Source organism: Streptomyces sp. CNZ301 (genome assembly GCF_004217425.1).
Window position 1 is genome coordinate 798,240 of sequence record NZ_SHLG01000002.1, and the last position, 16,626, is coordinate 814,865.

General features: G+C 70.8%; 11 protein-coding genes and 3 pseudogenes. 4 read left to right on the plus strand and 10 right to left on the minus strand.

Going from position 1 to position 16,626, the window contains the following annotated elements:
* Nucleotides 1–49: 49 nt before the first annotated feature.
* Nucleotides 50–1,311 (minus strand): annotated as a pseudogene (locus EV375_RS27695) (SAV2148 family HEPN domain-containing protein).
* 211 nt (nt 1,312–1,522) lie between these two features.
* On the opposite strand from EV375_RS27695, the gene glgX reads away from it, so the two are divergent.
* On the plus strand, nt 1,523–3,769 hold the full coding sequence (gene glgX / locus EV375_RS27700; RefSeq protein ID WP_130302653.1) for a glycogen debranching protein GlgX: 2,247 nt from the start codon (nt 1,523–1,525) through the stop codon (nt 3,767–3,769).
* On the opposite strand, the gene EV375_RS27705 is transcribed toward glgX, so the two are convergent.
* On the minus strand, nt 3,717–4,295 hold the full coding sequence (locus EV375_RS27705; protein ID WP_130302654.1) for an FHA domain-containing protein: 579 nt from the start codon (nt 4,293–4,295) through the stop codon (nt 3,717–3,719). The two genes, glgX and EV375_RS27705, sit on opposite strands and share 53 nt — an antisense overlap.
* A 425-nt stretch (nt 4,296–4,720) precedes the next feature.
* On the opposite strand from EV375_RS27705, the gene EV375_RS27710 reads away from it, so the two are divergent.
* Nucleotides 4,721–5,695: a GNAT family N-acetyltransferase gene (locus tag EV375_RS27710; protein ID WP_130302929.1), complete on the plus strand. Its 975-nt coding sequence runs from the start codon at nt 4,721–4,723 to the stop codon at nt 5,693–5,695.
* A 98-nt stretch (nt 5,696–5,793) separates the two neighbouring features.
* Here the strand turns inward: EV375_RS27710 and katG are convergent, their stop codons facing one another.
* The 4 genes and pseudogenes from katG to EV375_RS27730 form a co-directional block, all read right to left on the minus strand.
* On the minus strand, nt 5,794–8,031 hold the full coding sequence (gene katG / locus EV375_RS27715) for a catalase/peroxidase HPI (RefSeq protein ID WP_130302655.1): 2,238 nt from the start codon (nt 8,029–8,031) through the stop codon (nt 5,794–5,796).
* A 28-nt stretch (nt 8,032–8,059) separates the two neighbouring features.
* Nucleotides 8,060–8,464, minus strand: coding sequence for a Fur family transcriptional regulator (locus EV375_RS27720; protein WP_486588878.1), 405 nt, complete (start codon nt 8,462–8,464; stop codon nt 8,060–8,062).
* A gap of 190 nt (nt 8,465–8,654) precedes the next feature.
* Complete coding sequence (locus EV375_RS27725; protein WP_130302657.1) at nt 8,655–9,278, minus strand: LysE family translocator; 624 nt, start codon at nt 9,276–9,278, stop codon at nt 8,655–8,657.
* 95 nt (nt 9,279–9,373) lie between these two features.
* Nucleotides 9,374–10,866: pseudogene (locus EV375_RS27730) on the minus strand (MFS transporter); the annotation flags it as partial.
* 393 nt (nt 10,867–11,259) lie between these two features.
* On the opposite strand from EV375_RS27730, the pseudogene rho reads away from it, so the two are divergent.
* Nucleotides 11,260–12,531 (plus strand): annotated as a pseudogene (gene rho / locus EV375_RS27735) (transcription termination factor Rho); the annotation flags it as partial.
* 164 nt (nt 12,532–12,695) lie between these two features.
* Nucleotides 12,696–13,040, plus strand: a complete 345-nt coding sequence (locus EV375_RS29295; protein WP_165434861.1) for an NAD(P)-binding domain-containing protein — start codon at nt 12,696–12,698, stop codon at nt 13,038–13,040.
* A gap of 77 nt (nt 13,041–13,117) precedes the next feature.
* On the opposite strand, the gene msrB is transcribed toward EV375_RS29295, so the two are convergent.
* The 4 genes from msrB to EV375_RS27755 form a co-directional block, all read right to left on the minus strand.
* Nucleotides 13,118–13,525: a peptide-methionine (R)-S-oxide reductase MsrB gene (msrB, locus tag EV375_RS27740; RefSeq protein ID WP_130302659.1), complete on the minus strand. Its 408-nt coding sequence runs from the start codon at nt 13,523–13,525 to the stop codon at nt 13,118–13,120.
* Nucleotides 13,526–13,566: 41 nt separating this feature from the next.
* Nucleotides 13,567–14,976: a UDP-N-acetylmuramate--L-alanine ligase gene (murC, locus tag EV375_RS27745; RefSeq protein ID WP_130302660.1), complete on the minus strand. Its 1,410-nt coding sequence runs from the start codon at nt 14,974–14,976 to the stop codon at nt 13,567–13,569.
* A 250-nt stretch (nt 14,977–15,226) separates the two neighbouring features.
* On the minus strand, nt 15,227–15,694 hold the full coding sequence (locus EV375_RS27750) for an indole-3-glycerol phosphate synthase (protein WP_130302661.1): 468 nt from the start codon (nt 15,692–15,694) through the stop codon (nt 15,227–15,229).
* Nucleotides 15,695–15,772: 78 nt separating this feature from the next.
* On the minus strand, nt 15,773–16,618 hold the full coding sequence (locus EV375_RS27755; protein ID WP_130302662.1) for a pyrimidine reductase family protein: 846 nt from the start codon (nt 16,616–16,618) through the stop codon (nt 15,773–15,775).
* Between the last annotated feature and the right edge of the window lie 8 nt (nt 16,619–16,626).

Consider the following 16,626-nt stretch of genomic DNA (forward strand, 5'->3'; position numbering starts at 1 on the left):
GTGTGGGCGGTCCGGAGGCTGTGCGCACCGGACACCGGCGGCACCGAGTTCACGACACCGGGCGCGAGTCCGTCCAGGCGGACTCGAATTCCTCGCGGTAGGTCTGGAACAGCCCGTGCACACCCTCGTCCTGAGGTTTGCCGTACTCCCCGCTCCGCTGCACCAGTTCCCTCCCCCGCCGCGCAGGACCAGCACCGGCGCCTCCATCCCGCGGACCCGCCGCAGATACGGCTGTACGACGGCCAGGCCGTCCGCCCCGTCCCCGTCGACCATGTACGCGGAGAAGCGCGGCGTCTCGTCGAAGACATGGATCTCGAACGCGCCGGTGTCGCGCAGCCGCGCCCGCACGCGGCGCATGTGGAGGATGTTCATCTCCACGGTGCGGCTCAACTCACCCTTCTTTATGCCCAGTTCGCGCTCCCGTCGGCGTACGGCGCTGCTGGCGGGGTTGAGGAAGAGCAGCCGCAGCCGGCACCCGGAGGCGGCCAGCCGCACGAGGCGGCGGCCCGAGTAGTTCTGCACCAGGAGATTGAGACCTATGCCCATCGCGTCCAGGCGCCGGGCACCGCCGAAGAGGTCCTCGGCGGGAAGGCGCCGCTGGAGGCGGACGCGGTCGGAGTGGACTCCCACCACGTCGGCGAAACGGTCACCCACGAGGTCCTCCACCGCGTCGACGGGCAGCCGGTGCGCGGAGGGCGGGTCGTCCCCGGAGGCACCCAGCATCTCCAGAAGCCGGGCGCACATCCGCTCCGCCTGTGCGAGCACCGTCTCGGACAGCGCGCGGTTGCGGGCGACGGCGCTGCGCGCCACCTCCAGCTCGTCCAGGGCGAGTTCGACTTCGCGACGGTCGTCGAAGTACGGCTCGAAGCACGGCCAGTGCTGCACCATCAGCTCACGCAGCTGCGGCAGCGTCAGGAAGCAGAGAACGTTGTCGTCGGCGGGGTCGAGCAGATAGCCCTTGCGGCGGCTCACCTCCCGTACCGCCACGGCCCGTTGGACCCACTCCTGCCCGGCGGGACCGGCCGCGGCGACGACCCACTCGTCGCCGTGCACCGGTTCGTAGATGGGCCGCAGCACGGCGGAGACGACGGCCCGCAGCCGCTGCTCGACGAGATTCAGCCAGATGTACGCGCGCCCCGCCCGCCTGGCCCGGGTGCGCACCTCGGCCCACGCGTCCGCGTCCCAGTCGAGGTCCGCGCCGATCTCCATGGGACGTGCCAGTGACACCGCACCGGCCGGTGCGCCGGCGGCCTCCCCGTCACCGTCGTCGCCGCCTTCACCTGGGGGGAGCTCAAGCCCTCCCGCACCCACCCGCGCACCGCCTTCCTGACCCTGTTGAGCGATCAAGGAAGACTACTGCGGCCCTGGAAGAGCCGCACCCTGAACCCCCATCAACTTGCCCTGCCCGTACGCCCGTACGGGGGATTGCAGCCCGACGCACCGTCCCTTTCGCGTGACCTGGGCAAGGATGCCCCGGTGCGGCGGCAGCAGCCGGACGGCAACTGCGGAAGGAGAGCATCGCATGCAGGTCTGGCCGGGACAGGCGTACCCCCTCGGCGCCACCTACGACGGCGCCGGAACCAACTTCGCGGTCTTCTCCGAGGCGGCCCGCCGCATCCAGCTGTGCCTGCTGGACGACGAGGGGCGGGAGACGGCGGTGGAGCTGCGCGAGTCCGACGGCTACGTGCGGCACGCCTACCTGCCGGGTGTGATGCCGGGGCAGCGCTACGGATTCCGCGTGGAGGGCCCGTACGACCCGGGACGCGGGCTGCGCTGCAACAGCGCGAAGCTGCTGCTCGACCCGTACGCCAAGGCGATGAGCGGCCGCATCGACTGGGACGAGGCGGTCTACGGCTACCGCTTCGGCGCCCCGCACCGGCGCAACGACCTGGACTCGGCGCCGCACACGATGGCGTCGGTCGTGGTCAACCCGTACTTCGACTGGGGCGACGACCGGCCGCCCCGCACCGGTTACGACCGCACCGTCGTCTACGAGGCGCACGTGAAGGGCCTCACGATGCTCCATCCCGGGCTGCCGCCCGAGCTGCGCGGCACCTACGCGGCGCTGGCGCACCCCGCCGTCATCGACCATCTGACGCAACTCGGCGTCACCGCAGTGGAGTTGATGCCGGTGCACCAGTACGTCACCGACCACAGGCTGGCCGACGCGGGGATGGCGAACTACTGGGGCTACAACACCGTGGGGTTCTTCGCCCCCCACAACGCCTACGCCTCGTGGGGCGACCGCGGCCAGCAGGTGCTGGAGTTCAAGCAGGCGGTGCGCGCCCTGCACGCGGCGGGCATCGAGGTCCTCCTCGACGTCGTCTACAACCACACCGCCGAAGGCAATCACCTGGGTCCCACGCTCTCCTTCCGGGGGCTCGACAATCCCTCGTACTACCGGCTGAGCGAGGACCCGCGCTACTACACCGATACAACGGGCACGGGTAATTCACTGTTGATGCGCAGCCCCCACGTCCTGCAGCTCATCATGGACTCGCTGCGCTACTGGGTGACCGAGATGCACGTGGACGGCTTCCGCTTCGACCTGGCCGCGACGCTGGCCCGGCAGTTCCACGAGGTGGACCGGCTCTCGTCCTTCTTCGACCTGGTGCAGCAGGACCCGGTCGTCAGCCGCGTCAAGCTGATCGCCGAACCGTGGGACGTGGGTGAAGGCGGCTACCAGGTCGGCAACTTCCCGCCATTGTGGACGGAGTGGAACGGCCGTTACCGCGACACGGTGCGGGACCTGTGGCGCGGGGAGCCGGGCACGCTCGCGGAGTTCGCCTGCCGGCTGACGGGGTCCTCGGACCTCTACCGGGACGGCAGACGTCCGCTGGCCTCCATCAACTTCGTGACGTGCCACGACGGTTTCACCCTGCACGACCTCGTCAGTTACGACGGCAAGCACAACGAGGCCAACGGCGAGGGCAACCGTGACGGGGAGGACCACAACCGTTCGTGGAACTGCGGCACCGAGGGCCCCACGGACGTCCCGGACGTGCTGCGGCTGCGGCGGCGGCAGATGCGCAACTTCCTCGCGACGCTGATGCTTTCGCAGGGCGTGCCGATGATCTCGCACGGCGACGAGTTCGCACGCACGCAGCACGGCAACAACAACGCCTACTGCCAGGACGGCGAACTGGCCTGGGTGCACTGGCCGGACGGTGCGGGCGGGGCAACCGCTGCGGAGGGTCCGGGCGGCGCAACGGCGGCGACAGGCGTGCAGGAACTCGGTCCGGAGACTGAACTGTGCGCGTTCATCGCCGAGTTGACCGCGCTGCGCCGCGAACACCCCGTCCTGCGGAGGCGGCGCTTCTTCCGGGGGCCCGCGTCCGGGGACAGCGGCGAGGAGGCCCGGCGGTCCGCCGACATCGCCTGGTTCACCCCGCAGGGCGAAGTCATGGGCCCGCACGACTGGCACGAGGAGGACTCCCACTCGCTGGCGGTGCTGCTCAACGGCGGCGCCATCTCCGAGACCGGTACCCGCGGCGAGCCCGTCACCGACGACTCGTTCCTGCTGCTGTTCAACGCGCGGAACATCCCTGTGGACTTCACCGTCCCGGACGGCCCCGAAGGGTGGGACTCCGGGGGACAGTGGCAGCTCGTCCTGGACACGGCCGACGAACTGCCGCCGTCGGCCCAGGAGATCCGCAAGGCCGGGACGGGCGACCGGATCACGCTGGCGGACCGCAGCCTCGTCGTGCTGCGGTGCGTCAGGCCCGGGGCGGCGGCTCCAGGGAGGGCGGCTGCGCCACGGCGAGCCTGAAGCCGGTCTGCCCGAACCTCACCACGTCACCGGGGCGCACCCTCACCGAACCCGTCACCCTGCTGCCGTTGACCCACGTGCCGTTGCTGGAGCCCAGGTCGCGCAGCTTCCAGCCGTCGTCGGTCGCCCGCAGCTGCGCGTGCGTGCGGGAGACGGTGAAGTGGTTGAGCCGCAGCATCGAACCCGGCGCGCGGCCTATCGAATACGCCGCCGAGCCGGGCCCCGGCAGCAGCAGCTCCGGCAGGCGTTCGGACTGCCACGCATGCCGCAGCGCACGGTGGAAGGAGTGGAAACGGGCGATGCCTTCGGCGAACCACCGCTTGCGCGCCCGCCGCGTCGGCAGGTCGTGCAGCACCTCCTGCAACTCACCGTGCCACTGCGCCTTGAGGATCACGTCCATGCGCCGTTCGAACGTGTTCTGCGAGATGCGTCCGTCCGCCGCACCCTCACGCAGCACCTCGAGAGCCCGCTCCCTGTCCGCGTCGGAAAGCCGCGGGGGGTAGGCACCGAACTCCAGTGAGGTCATGCACTGCATTCTGAGTACACGCAAACCCCCTGTCCAGGCCTGCCGTTGAGCAGTAGCCGAACCAATACATCCGCTTCCTGGCAGCCGTCCGGAAGCGCGCCGGCGGAAACCCGGTGGACGGGCGCGGGGACGGCCCGCTACGTTGCGCTCACCCCGCCGGCCCACTGCCGGCGGGCCTGACGGCACAGGCACGGCACAGGAGAGGAGGCGAGAGGCGATGTGCGGCACATCCACACCCGCGCGCTCCTCCCCCTGGGCCTTGCGGCCCGGGTGGTACCCCCACCCCCTGGATCCGGGCCCTGCCCGGGCGGGGGTCCTCCCGCCCTCCGCGGTGCCTCGCCCATGAGGAGGCACCGGCACAGGTAGGTGGTGTGCCCCGGGGAGCGCAACGCTCCTTCCGGAAGGACCACTTGACCATGACCGGCATGACCGGAGACCTCGTCGTCCGCACCCTCGCGAAGTCCGAGGCGCGTGACGTCTTCACCTCCCTGCACGACCCCGGCCTTGTGGGCAAGCCCCTGCTCGGCCGTCCGTACACCACCGTCGGCGAGGGCGGCGAGTACCGCCCCGAGTGGACGTGGGTCGCCGAGCGCGACGGGCGCGTCGTCGCCCGGGCGGCCTGCTGGGCAGGGCCGGGCGCCCAACAGCCCGCGCTGATCGACTGGTTCGACTTCGAACCCGCTGAGGACGAGGCGGCAGTGCGACTGCTGCGCGCCCTCTCCCCGAAGGTCGAGTTCGAACTCGTGCTGCCGCCGGGCTGGCGGACCGACCCCGCCGTACTGGCGGCGGCCGAGGCACGCATCGGCAATGCAACGGCGGCAGGCTGGAGCCCGCTCGTCGAACGCTTCCGCTACGACTGGACTCCGCCAGGGGTGCAGGGCCCCGAGGGGCTGCCCGAGCCCTCCGGCCGTCTCAACTTCCGTCCCGAGCCGGACGACGAGGTGATCCTCGACGCGCTGCGCCAGGTGCAGCACGGCACACTCGACGCGCACGCCCGGCACGCCCTCGCCGCCGAGGACACGGCCGCCGCCGGCATCGAACGGGCCGCCCGCGAGGACCTGGAACACCTTCGGTGGATGGCGTCGTACGGCGGGCGCGAGTGGTGGCGACTCGCGTACACGCCGGACGGCGAGCTGGCCGGTCTGCACGTGCCGGGGCTCATCCCGAGCGGCTACGCGGTCGGGTTCATCGGCGTGGTGCCCGGGCAGCGCGGCAACGGCTACGCCTACGACCTGCTCGTCGCGTGCACGCGCCTGCTCGCCGCCGAGGGCGCCCGTTCGATCGCCGCCGCCACGGATATGGGCAACGCGCCGATGGCCGCCGCGTTCGCGAAGGCGGGATACCGCGTCATCCAGCACCGCTTCTGCATGACGCCGCCGCACGGCCCGGAGGACGCATAGAAAAGGGCCGGGTGCCCGGGCTCCCGCTGCGGGAGCCCGGGCACCCGGCCCGGGTCGTCCGGACCGGCGCTGCGGCCCGGACGGTCGTGCTCAGACGATCACGCGATGTCGAACCGGTCGAGGTTCATGACCTTGTCCCACGCCGCGACGAAGTCGCGCACGAGCTTGTCCTCGGCGTCGTCGCACGCGTAGACCTCGGCGAGAGCGCGCAGTTCGGAGTTCGAACCGAAGAGCAGGTCGACGCGGCTGCCCGTCCACCTGACCTTGCCCGTGGCGGTGTCGCGGCCCTCGAAGGTCTCGGAGGTCTCCGAAGGCTGGGACGTCGGCTCCCACTTCGTGCCCATGTCGAGCAGGTTCACGAAGAAGTCGTTGGTCAGCGCGCCCGGGTTGTCGGTGAGCACGCCGTGCGACGACTTGTCGAAGTTCGTGTCCAGCACGCGGAGACCGCCGATGAGCACCGTCATCTCGGGCGCGCTCAGCGTGAGCAGGTTCGCCCGGTCGATGAGCAGGTACTCCGCCGGAAGCCGGTTGCCCTTCCCGAGGTAGTTGCGGAAGCCGTCCGCGGTCGGCTCCAGCGCCTCGAAGGACTCCACGTCGGTCTGCTCGGCCGACGCGTCCGTGCGTCCGGGTGTGAAGGGGACCTCGACCTGGTGGCCGGCGTTCCGGGCCGCCTTCTCGACTCCCGCGCAGCCTCCGAGGACGATCAGGTCGGCCAGCGAGATCTTCTTGTTCCTGGTCTGGGCGGAGTTGAAGCTCTCCTGGATCTCCTCCAGCTTGCGCAGGACCGCGGAGAGCTGGTCGGGGTTGTTGACCTCCCAGCGGTTCTGCGGCTCCAGGCGGATGCGCGCGCCGTTGGCGCCGCCCCGCTTGTCGCTGCCGCGGAACGACGCGGCCGACGCCCACGCGGTGGAGACCAGCTCGGAGACCGTCAGACCCGAGTCGAGGATCTGGGTCTTGAGGGCGGCGATGTCGTCCGCCCCGACGAGCTCGTGGTCCACGGCGGGAACCGGGTCCTGCCAGATCAGCCGCTCGCTCGGAACCTCGGGACCGAGGTAGCGCTCGATCGGGCCCATGTCGCGGTGGGTCAGCTTGAACCAGGCCCGCGCGAAGGCGTCCGCGAACTCCTCGGGGTGCTCGAGGAAGCGGCGCGAGATCGGCTCGTAGACCGGGTCCATGCGCAGCGAGAGGTCCGTCGTCAGCATCGTCGGGGCGTGGCTCTTCGAGGAGTCGTGGGCGTCGGGGACGGTACCCGCGCCGGCGCCGCCCTTCGGCTGCCACTGGTGCGCACCGGCGGGGCTCTGCGTCAGCTCCCACTCGTAGCCGAAGAGGATCTCGAAGAAGCTGTTGTCCCACGTGATCGGGGTGTTCGTCCAGGTGCCCTCGAGTCCGCTGGTGATCGCGTCACCGCCGACGCCGGTGCCGTGGTTGCCCTTCCAGCCCAGGCCCTGCAACTCCAGCGGGGCGCCCTCGGGTTCGGGGCCCAGGTGGGAGTCGGGAGCCGCTCCGTGAGTCTTGCCGAAGGTGTGGCCACCGGCGATCAGCGCGACGGTCTCCTCGTCGTTCATCGCCATGCGGCGGAAGGTCTCGCGGATGTCGCGGGCGGCGGCGATCGGGTCCGGATTGCCGTTGGGGCCCTCCGGGTTGACGTAGATGAGGCCCATCTGGACGGCACCGAGGGGGTTCTCCAGCTCCCGGTCGCCGCTGTAGCGCTCGTCGCCGAGCCAGGTGGTCTCGGGGCCCCAGTAGACGTCCTCCTCGGGCTCCCAGACGTCCTCTCGGCCACCGGCGAAGCCGAAGGTCTCGAAGCCCATCGTCTCCAGGGCGACGTTGCCCGTGAGGACCATCAGGTCGGCCCAGGACAGCTTGTTGCCGTACTTCTTCTTCACCGGCCACAGCAGCCGGCGGGCCTTGTCGAGGTTCCCGTTGTCCGGCCAGCTGTTGAGGGGCGCGAAGCGCTGCTGGCCCGCGCCGGCGCCGCCGCGGCCGTCGCTGATGCGGTAGGTGCCCGCGCTGTGCCAGGCCATACGGATCATGAACGGCCCGTAGTGGCCGAAGTCGGCCGGCCACCAGTCCTTCGAGTCCGTGAGCACCTGCTCGATGTCGCGCTTCACGTCCGCGAGGTCAAGGGACTTGAAGGCTTCGGCGTAGTCGAAGTCCTTGCCCATGGGGTTGGCCTCGGCGGGGTTCTTGGCGAGGACCTTCAGGTTGAGGCGGTTCGGCCACCAGCCGCGGTTCCCGCCGCCCTGGGTCGGGTGGGGGGCGCGGCCGTGCGCGACCGGGCAGCCTCCACTCTCCGTGTTCGCCTCGTCGACGACTGCTTCATGGTTCTCAGACACGGAATTCCTTCCACATGGATCAGGATGATCAGGAACTTGGTACGGCGGAACAGCCGGGGCACAGGCCCCAGTAGATGACCTCGGCCTCGTCGATCGCGAAGCCGTGGTCGTCGGATGCGGTCAGGCAGGGCGCCTCACCCGTGGCGCAGTCGACGTCGGCGACGGTGCCGCACGACCGGCACACCACGTGGTGGTGGTTGTCCCCGACCCGCGCCTCGTAGCGCGCCAAGGAGCCCGGCGGCTGGATGCGCCGCACCAGACCCGCGGCGGTCAGCGCGCGCAGCACGTCGTATACGGCCTGATGGGAGACCGCGCCGAGATTCTCACGCACGACACCGGTGATCGATTCGGTCTCGGCGTGCGGATGCTCGTGCACTGCGCGCAGCACTGCCACACGGGGCCGCGTGACTCGCAGTGCGGCCTCGCGCAGCATGCGCTCGACGTCCGAGGTTGTAGGCACGGTCCGAAGCCTGCCGCAAAAACTGGAATCAATCAAGAAAGACATCTGCATCGGCTGCCCGCCCGAAGGGAGAGCCGCCCGGCACAGGCGCAGACGAGCTGTCCCGACACGCCCCGCCCCGACTCACCCTGGGCCGCCCTGGCCCGCCCGGGGCCCGCCACCCCTAACTTTCCAGCGCCAGCCGGACACCGAGCACCAGCAGCACACCGCCCGAGATCTGCTCCAGCCTGCGCCGTACTCCCGCCCGCGAGAGCACACGCCGCATCCGCCCGACGAACCACACGTACATGCCGTAGTAGCCCACCTCGAAGACCGCCCAGACCGCGGCCAGCGTCACCATCAGCGGCAGCTGGGGCGCACCATCCGGGACAAACTGGGGCAGGAAGGACATCGCGAAGACGGCCGCCTTCGGGTTCGCGAGATTCAGCAGCAGCCCTGCGCGGTAGCAGCGCCAGCCGCCCTCCTGTGCCGGCCCGGAGGCCGCGGCCACCTCGAAGCCGCCGCCCCGGCGCGCCGCGCGGATCGCCTGCACACCGAAGACGATCAGGACGGCCGCTCCCCCGAACCGCAGTACGCCGTAGGCCAGTTCGGACGCCGCGAGCAGCGCGGTAAGCCCGAACGCGGCGACGAGGCCCCAGACGAAGACCCCCGTCTCGTTCCCGAGCACCGTCATGAACCCCGAGCGGCGGCTGCGCAGCGAGTTGCGGATGATCAGCACGGTGCTGGGGCCGGGCGACATGGCGATCAGGAGACATGCGCCCAGAAACGGCAGAAGAGTCGTATGCACGCGAGTCATCCTGGCCGCACGTCCGGGTGTTGGCGAACGGATTTACGCCGGCACTGCCGAGGTCCGCGGGGTCAGACGTGCGCGTCGCGCCCGGGCTTCCCCGGCAGGAACGAGGCGATGAGCAAACCGGTCAGGGCGGCACCCGCCGCGATGAGGAACGACACACGGAACCCCTCCTGGCTGGGCACTGCGGTGCCGCCGGCCGGGATGCTCATGCGTGCCAGCACCACGCCCACGACGGCGCTCGAGGTGGACGTGCCGATCGAACGCATCAGCGTGTTCAGCCCGTTCGCCGCCCCCGACTCCGACTGCGGGACGACGCCGATGATCAGCGCGGGCATCGCCGAGTAGGCGATGCCGATGCCCACACCGATCAGGACGGCGGTCAGCACGACCTGCCACACGGCACCCATCAGTGCCGTACCGGCCAGATAGGCGACGGCGAGCACCACCAGGCCCGTCATCAGCGAGACCTTCGGGCCGCGCGTCTCGGAGATGCGCGCCGAGAGCGAGGAGACGAGCATCATGGCGAGGCCCATCGGCGCCACGCACACGCCCGCCACGACCATCGTCTGCCCGAGGCCGTACCCCGTCGAGCGCGGCAGCTGGAGCAGCTGCGGCAGCACAAGCGTCGCGGCGTAGAAGGCCAGGCCGACAGTGATGGAGGCGAGGTTGGTCAGCAGCACCTGGCGGCGGGCCGTGCTGCGCAGGTCGACCAGCGGCTCGCGCACACGCAGCTCCATCAGCCCCCACAGGACGAAGACCACCGGCGCGGCGGCGAAGAGGCCCAGCGTGGTCCCGCTGCTCCAGCCCCAGTCGCCGCCCTTGGATATCGCGAGCAGCAGCACGACGAGCCCGGCGGTCAGACCCAGCGCTCCGGGGACGTCGAACCGGCCTCCCGTGCGCTGCTCGGATTCCGGAACGACGGCGGCCACCAACAGCATGGCCAGCACGCCGAGACCGGCCGAGCCGAAGAACAGCACGTGCCAGTCGGCGTGCTGGGCGATGTACGCGGCCGCGGGCATGGCGAGCGCTCCGCCGACGCCGAGCGAGGAACTCATGAACGCCATGGCCGAACCGAGCCTGTCGGCCGGCAGTTCGTCCCGCATGATGCTGATGCCGAGCGGGATGGCGCCCATTGCGAACCCCTGCACGGCGCGTCCCGCGATCATCGGTACGAGCGACGAGGTCAGCGCGCACATCAGCGAACCGGCCACCATGGCCATGAGGCTGGCGAGGATGAGCCGGCGCTTGCCGTACAGGTCGCCGAGCCGCCCCATGATGGGCGTCGCGACGGCGCCGGAGAGCAGCGTCGCCGTGACGACCCACGCGGCGTCGGACGAGGTGGCGCCCAGCAGCTGCGGCAGCCGGGCCACGACGGGGACGAGCAGCGTCTGCATGACCGCGACCGAGATACCGGCGAAGGCCAGTACCGGCACGACTCCCCTGCCGGCGCCCTCAGTTGCCTCTCCGAGCGGGCCGCTGGCCGCTGTCCCCGCGCCGGTGCCGGCCCCGCCGCCGGCGCCGTCCGTCCGGGGGCTCCGCGGACGCGGTTCGGCGGAGGGGGACGAGGCGGCGCTGCGGGCATGGGTCATGCGGACTCCGTTGCGTGACGGACGGCTGTTCGGATCGTTTGTAACGTACAAGCGAACCGCCGCACTCCGCCCGGCTATTCCACCCCGGGCCACGGGAGGAGCGAGCAGGCCGGCAAGGCGGTGTTTCCCGGCGGCCAGCGGGGGAAGTGCACGCATGACGGTGTGGTCCGTCCACCGTCCACCGTCCACCGTCCAGAGCCTGCGGCCGTCTCCCCGTCCGCCCGGACCGCCGGAGCGCCTCGCGGGGCACGGCAGCGGCTCCCGTCTTCTCCGCTTCAGCAGGCGAGGACGTACGTACGTATTCCCCGTCCGGAAGGCCCCCTGTGAAGAACGACACCACCGAAACGTCCGCGCACCCAGGCGCCGAACAGGGCCGGAAGTCCAAGGGGGACGGCCGTCGTGGTCGTCGGGGTCGTGATCGGGATCGTCGTGGGCGTCGTGGTGGGCGTGAGGATGCCGAGCCGCAGATCGCCGAGGATGATGTGCTGATTCCGGTGGCCGGGATTCTGGACATTCTCGACAACTATGCGTTCGTGCGGACGTCGGGGTATCTGCCGGGTCCGAATGATGTGTATGTGTCGCTGGCGCAGGTCCGTAAGAACGGGCTGCGCAAGGGGGATCACGTCACGGGTGCGGTGCGGCAGCCGCGTGAGGGGGAGCGGCGGGAGAAGTTCAACGCTCTGGTGCGGCTGGATTCGGTCAACGGTGCGTCGCCGGAGGGTGGCAGGTCGCGGGCGGAGTTCAACAAGCTGACGCCGTTGTATCCGCAGGAGCGGCTGCGGCTGGAGACGGAGCCGAATCAGCTCACCTCGCGGATCATCGATCTGGTCTCGCCGATCGGCAAGGGGCAGCGCGGTTTGATCGTGGCGCCGCCGAAGGCGGGCAAGACGATGGTGCTGCAGTCGATCGCGAATTCGATCACGGTGAACAATCCGGAGTGCCATCTGATGGTGGTGCTGGTCGATGAGCGGCCGGAAGAGGTCACCGACATGCAGCGGTCGGTGAAGGGTGAGGTGATCTCCTCGACCTTCGACCGTCCCGCGGAGGATCACACCACGATCGCGGAGCTGGCGATCGAGCGGGCCAAGCGGCTGGTGGAGCTGGGTCACGATGTGGTGGTGCTGCTGGACAACATCACGCGTCTGGGCCGGGCCTACAACCTCTCCGCTCCCGCCTCGGGCCGGATCCTGTCCGGTGGTGTGGATTCCACGGCGCTGTATCCGCCGAAGAAGTTCTTCGGTGCGGCGCGCAACATCGAGGACGGCGGGTCGCTGACGATCCTGGCCGCCGCTTTGGTGGAGACCGGTTCGCGCATGGACGAGGTGATCTTCGAGGAGTTCAAGGGCACCGGCAACATGGAGCTGAAGCTGGACCGGAAGCTCTCGGAGAAGCGGATCTTCCCCGCCGTGGACGTGGACGCCTCCGGCACCCGCAAGGAGGAGATCCTCATGGCGGGCGACGAGCTCCAGATCATCTGGAAGCTGCGCCGGGTACTGCACGCCCTGGACCAGCAGCAGGCCATCGAACTCCTCCTGGACAAGATGAAGCAGACCAAGTCCAACACCGAGTTCCTGCTCCAGATCCAGAAGACCACCCCCACCCCCGGCAACGGCGGCAACGGCGGCAACGGCGGCAACGGCGGCAACGGCACAGCCTGACCTGCCGCTCCTGGACCGGCGGCGACCAGGGGTCCACCTCGGTCACCGGCGGCGAGGCGAGGCTGCCCGCACGCGACGGTCGCCGCACCGCTGTTCGTCCACGGGTGCAACGAGGACGGAATGGAGGACCAGATCGGCGCCCTGGACTGGTCCTCAACGCCCTGGTGCTGTTCAACGCCGTCCCGTTCGGCGCGGTCCCCGCGGTCGGGCGGCGGCTCGGGGACTGGACGGGCCGAGTGGTGGTCGACATGACCAACCAGTTCGCCCGGTCCGACCCCTACCGCGGCTTCGCCGACGTCTCGCCGCTGACCGGCAGCGGTGCGGACCAGATGCAGAGCCCGGTGCCGTGCGGGCCCCGCCGTATCGGCGACGGACAGCACGGCCGGCGGAGTTCAGCGGCGGGCGTCACCAGGTGCGAGGAGGCCGGTCACCTCCGCGATGACCTCCGGCGGGGGCTCGAAGAGGCGGCGGAGGTTCCCGGCCTTCCATGTGCCGGGACCTGGCCATGAGCGTCAGCTCGGAGGCACCCTCTCCGAGGGGCGCGCCGGGCACCGGCCCGCGGCCGGCGCCCGGCGAACAGCCCGCCTCAGGACTCCGAGGGCACCAGGCGTACGGAGATGCTGTTGATGCAGTAACGCTGATCCGTCGGGGTCGGGTAGCCCTCGCCCTCGAAGACATGGCCGAGGTGCGACCCGCAGCGGGCACACCTGACCTCCGTGCGGAGCATGCCCATCGAGTGGTCCTCGATCAGCTCGACGGCCTCGGCCTGCGCCGGGTCGTAGAAGCTGGGCCAGCCGCAGTGCGACTCGAACTTCGTGTCGGAGCGGAAGAGTTCCGCTCCGCAGGCCCGGCAGTTGTAGACGCCGGTCGTCTTGGTGTCGGTGTATTCACCCGTGAAGGCGGGCTCGGTGCCGGCCTGGCGCAGCACCCGGTACTCCTCAGGGCTGAGCTCGGCCCGCCACTGATCTTCCGGCTTCTCGATCTCGTACGTCACGGCCGGTAGGCCTCCTTCGTCTGTTCCCGGGCTTCACGTGGTCAGTGCGGCAGCCGGGCGAGGATCTCGGGACCCAGCTCCGTCACGTCACCGGCTCCCATAGTGAGAACGAGATCACCGGGCTCCGCCATTCCCGCCACCAGCTCGGCGCCCGCCGTGCCGGTCGCCGCGTGCCGCACATCGGCGTCCGCGGCGCGTGCCGCATCGATGATCAACTCGCTGGTGACGCCCGGAATGGGGTCCTCGCGGGCCGGATAGATGTCGAGGACGACGGAGGCGTCGGCCAGGGCCAGCGACTCCCCCATCTCGGTGGCGAGCTCCTGCGTGCGGCTGAAGAGGTGCGGCTGGAAGAGCACGATGATGCGTCCGTCGCCCGCGCCGCCGCGGATGGCCTCCAGGTCGGCGGTCATCTCCGTCGGGTGGTGGGCGTAGGAGTCGATGACCTGGACGCTGTTCGCCTCGCCCTTGAGCTGGAGGCGGCGCCGCACGCCGGTGTACGTGCCCAGAGCCTTCGCCAGCTCGTCCGCCGGTACGCCCAACTCGGAGCCCGCGACGAGCGCGGCGACGGCGTTCAGCGCGTAGTGCCTGCCGGGCACGAAGACCGCGAAGGTCACCTCCTGCCCGTCGAGCCGCACGGTGGTCTCGCTGGTCAGGCCGTGCGGGGTGATGTCGAGGACGTGCACGTCCGCGTCCTCCGCCTCGCCGTAGGTGCGGACCCGCACGTGCCCGCGCTCGCGCACCCGGCGCGTCAGCTCGCGGGCGCCCTCGTGGTCGGCGGAGACGACGAGCACACCGCCGGGGCGGATGCGGTCGGCGAAGGTCACGAAGGACTCGTAGATCTCCTCCATGGAGGAGTAGTTGGCGTGGTGGTCGAGCTCCACGTTGAGCACGATGGCCACCTCGGGCGCGTACTTGTGGAAGCTGCGGTCCGACTCGTCGGCCTCGGCGACGAAGATCTCACCGCGTCCGTTGTGCGCGTTGGAGCCCGGCTCGTTCAGGTCGCCGCCGATCGCGTACGACGGGTCGAGGCCGAGGGCGCCCAGGGCGACGGCGAGCATCGAGGTGGTGGTGGTCTTGCCGTGGGTGCCGGCGACGGCCAGGGGCCGGCAGGCGTCCATCAGCGCGGCGAGCGCGTCCGAGCGGTGCACGACGGGAACGCCGCGCGACGCCGCCGCGGCCAGCTCTGGATTGTCGGGGCGGATGGCGCTGGAGACGACGACGCTGGTGGCGTCCTGTGCGAGATGCGCGGCGTCGTGGCCGATGTGCACGGTCGCACCGAGTCCGCGCAGCGCTGCCGCCGTCACCGACTCCCTGGCGTCGCTGCCCTGCACCCGCGCTCCGCGCTGGGTGAGGATCTTCGCGATGCCTGACATCCCCGCACCGCCGATGCCGATGAAGTGCGGACGTGCGAGGTCCGCCGGGACGGTCGGGCTGGGCAGGTCGGCTGCCATGCGGGCGCCTCCATGACTCGTACTCTCGCGAACGGGCGCGCTGCGCGGCTCCGGGGAAGCCCCGGAGCGTCCACGACGCGCCCGCCCAGCCTATTCGCTGCGGGGCGGCGGCCCCGCCTCAGGCTCCGCGTCATCCCTGTCCGGCATTCCGGGGGGGGCCACTCGGCAGGACTCCGGCAGACATGCGGCAGAGGGACGGGCCGAGAGGCGGCAGACAACCGACAGGTCTCTGCCGGGGCCGCCGGGAAGGTCAGGGGGTGTGGGCGAACAGCTTCAGCACCGGGACACCCACCTTGTGCCGGGCCCGTGTCGCCCAGTCGCGGTGGAAGAACTCCTCGACCAGGTGCGGGGCCGTCAGCACGATGACCTCGTCCGCCTTGTGCCGCTCCACCGTCCCGGTCAGCACGTCGAGCGGATGCTTCTCGATGATCTGGCCCTCGGCCTCCGCACCCGCCTCGCGCAGCAAGGTCAGTGAGTGCTCGAGGGCGGTGACGGCCGGACTGTGGGTGTCGCGGTCCTCCGGTTCGCTGCCCTCGCGGACGGCCTGGTCGAACTCTCCGAGTGCGACGTCGTCCAGGGCCCGCAGCAGGCGGTCCTGGTCACCTCGCGGCTGCATCAGTACGACGAAGGAGACGTCCTCGTCACCGTGCAGCGTCGTGACGAGTTCCACATCGTCGGACACCAGCGGCTTCTCGATCATCAGTACGGTCGTGAACACTGCGGCGCCCTTCTTCCCACGTGGAGCCCTGGGCTCCATGACGATCATCCGGCCAACGGCTGCCCGCCCAGACGGCACTCACGCACACCGGCCCCCGGCGAATGTATCCGGAGCGCTCTGCTCCGCCGCCGGGCCTGGCCGCTGGTACCGCGTGAACAGGAACCCGTCCTCTTCCAGTACCCCGGCGAGCCGGAAGTCCACCGGCACCTGCATCCCGGGGCCGTTCACGATCCGTACGGCCCCTCCCGAGGTGACGCGCGGCGCGACCGTCAGGCACAGCTCGTCCAGGACCTCGCCGGAGACCAGCTCCCCCAGCAGCCGCGGACCCCCCTCGGTCAGCAGCCGCCGCAGGCCCCGCTCCGCAAGGGCGGCGACCAGCCGGGCGGGTTCGGCGGCGGTCCCCTCGCCCGCGAAGACGACCTCGGCGCCCGCGTGCCGTGCGGCATCGATCCGGTCCGAGGGCGCCGCCGCACCCGTCACCAGCAGTGTGGGCACCACGGGACGCGAGAAGAGCGGCCCGGAGAAGTCCAGGTCGAGGCCCGCGCTGACGACGGCGATCGCCGGAGCCGGGCCCTGCCCGGCGGCGGCCCGGCGGCGGGCGAAGACATCCCGCTCGCGCGCGGGACCGTAGCCCTCCTGGCGCACGGTCTGCGCTCCCACCACGACCGCGTCCGCGAGGCCCCGCAGCACGCCGAAGATCCGCATGTCGGCCGAGGAGGAGAGGGGCTGCGAGCGCCCCTCGTGATGGGCGGCACCGTCCAGCGAGGAGACCATGTTGGCGCGCAGCCACACTCCCCTCCCCGAGGCCGCCGGCTCCGGGTAGGCGTAGGCGTCGGCCAGGTCGTCGATGCTCCACTCGCCGCCCTCGGGGGCGGCAGGGGCTTCGGGACGCTCGTCGGCGGGGAGTGGGAACAGACGTCGCATGGGATGGC

Bases quoted from the DNA above. Each gene is read 5' to 3' on its own strand.
- glgX (WP_130302653.1), top strand. From the start codon at position 1,523: ATGCAGGTCTGGCCGGGACAGGCGTACCCCCTCGGCGCCACCTACGAC.
- EV375_RS27705 (WP_130302654.1), bottom strand. From the start codon at position 4,295: ATGACCTCACTGGAGTTCGGTGCCTACCCCCCGCGGCTTTCCGACGCG.
- EV375_RS27710 (WP_130302929.1), top strand. From the start codon at position 4,721: ATGACCGGAGACCTCGTCGTCCGCACCCTCGCGAAGTCCGAGGCGCGT.
- EV375_RS27720 (WP_486588878.1), bottom strand. From the start codon at position 8,464: ATGCTGCGCGAGGCCGCACTGCGAGTCACGCGGCCCCGTGTGGCAGTG.
- murC (WP_130302660.1), bottom strand. From the start codon at position 14,976: ATGGCAGCCGACCTGCCCAGCCCGACCGTCCCGGCGGACCTCGCACGT.
- EV375_RS27755 (WP_130302662.1), bottom strand. From the start codon at position 16,618: ATGCGACGTCTGTTCCCACTCCCCGCCGACGAGCGTCCCGAAGCCCCT.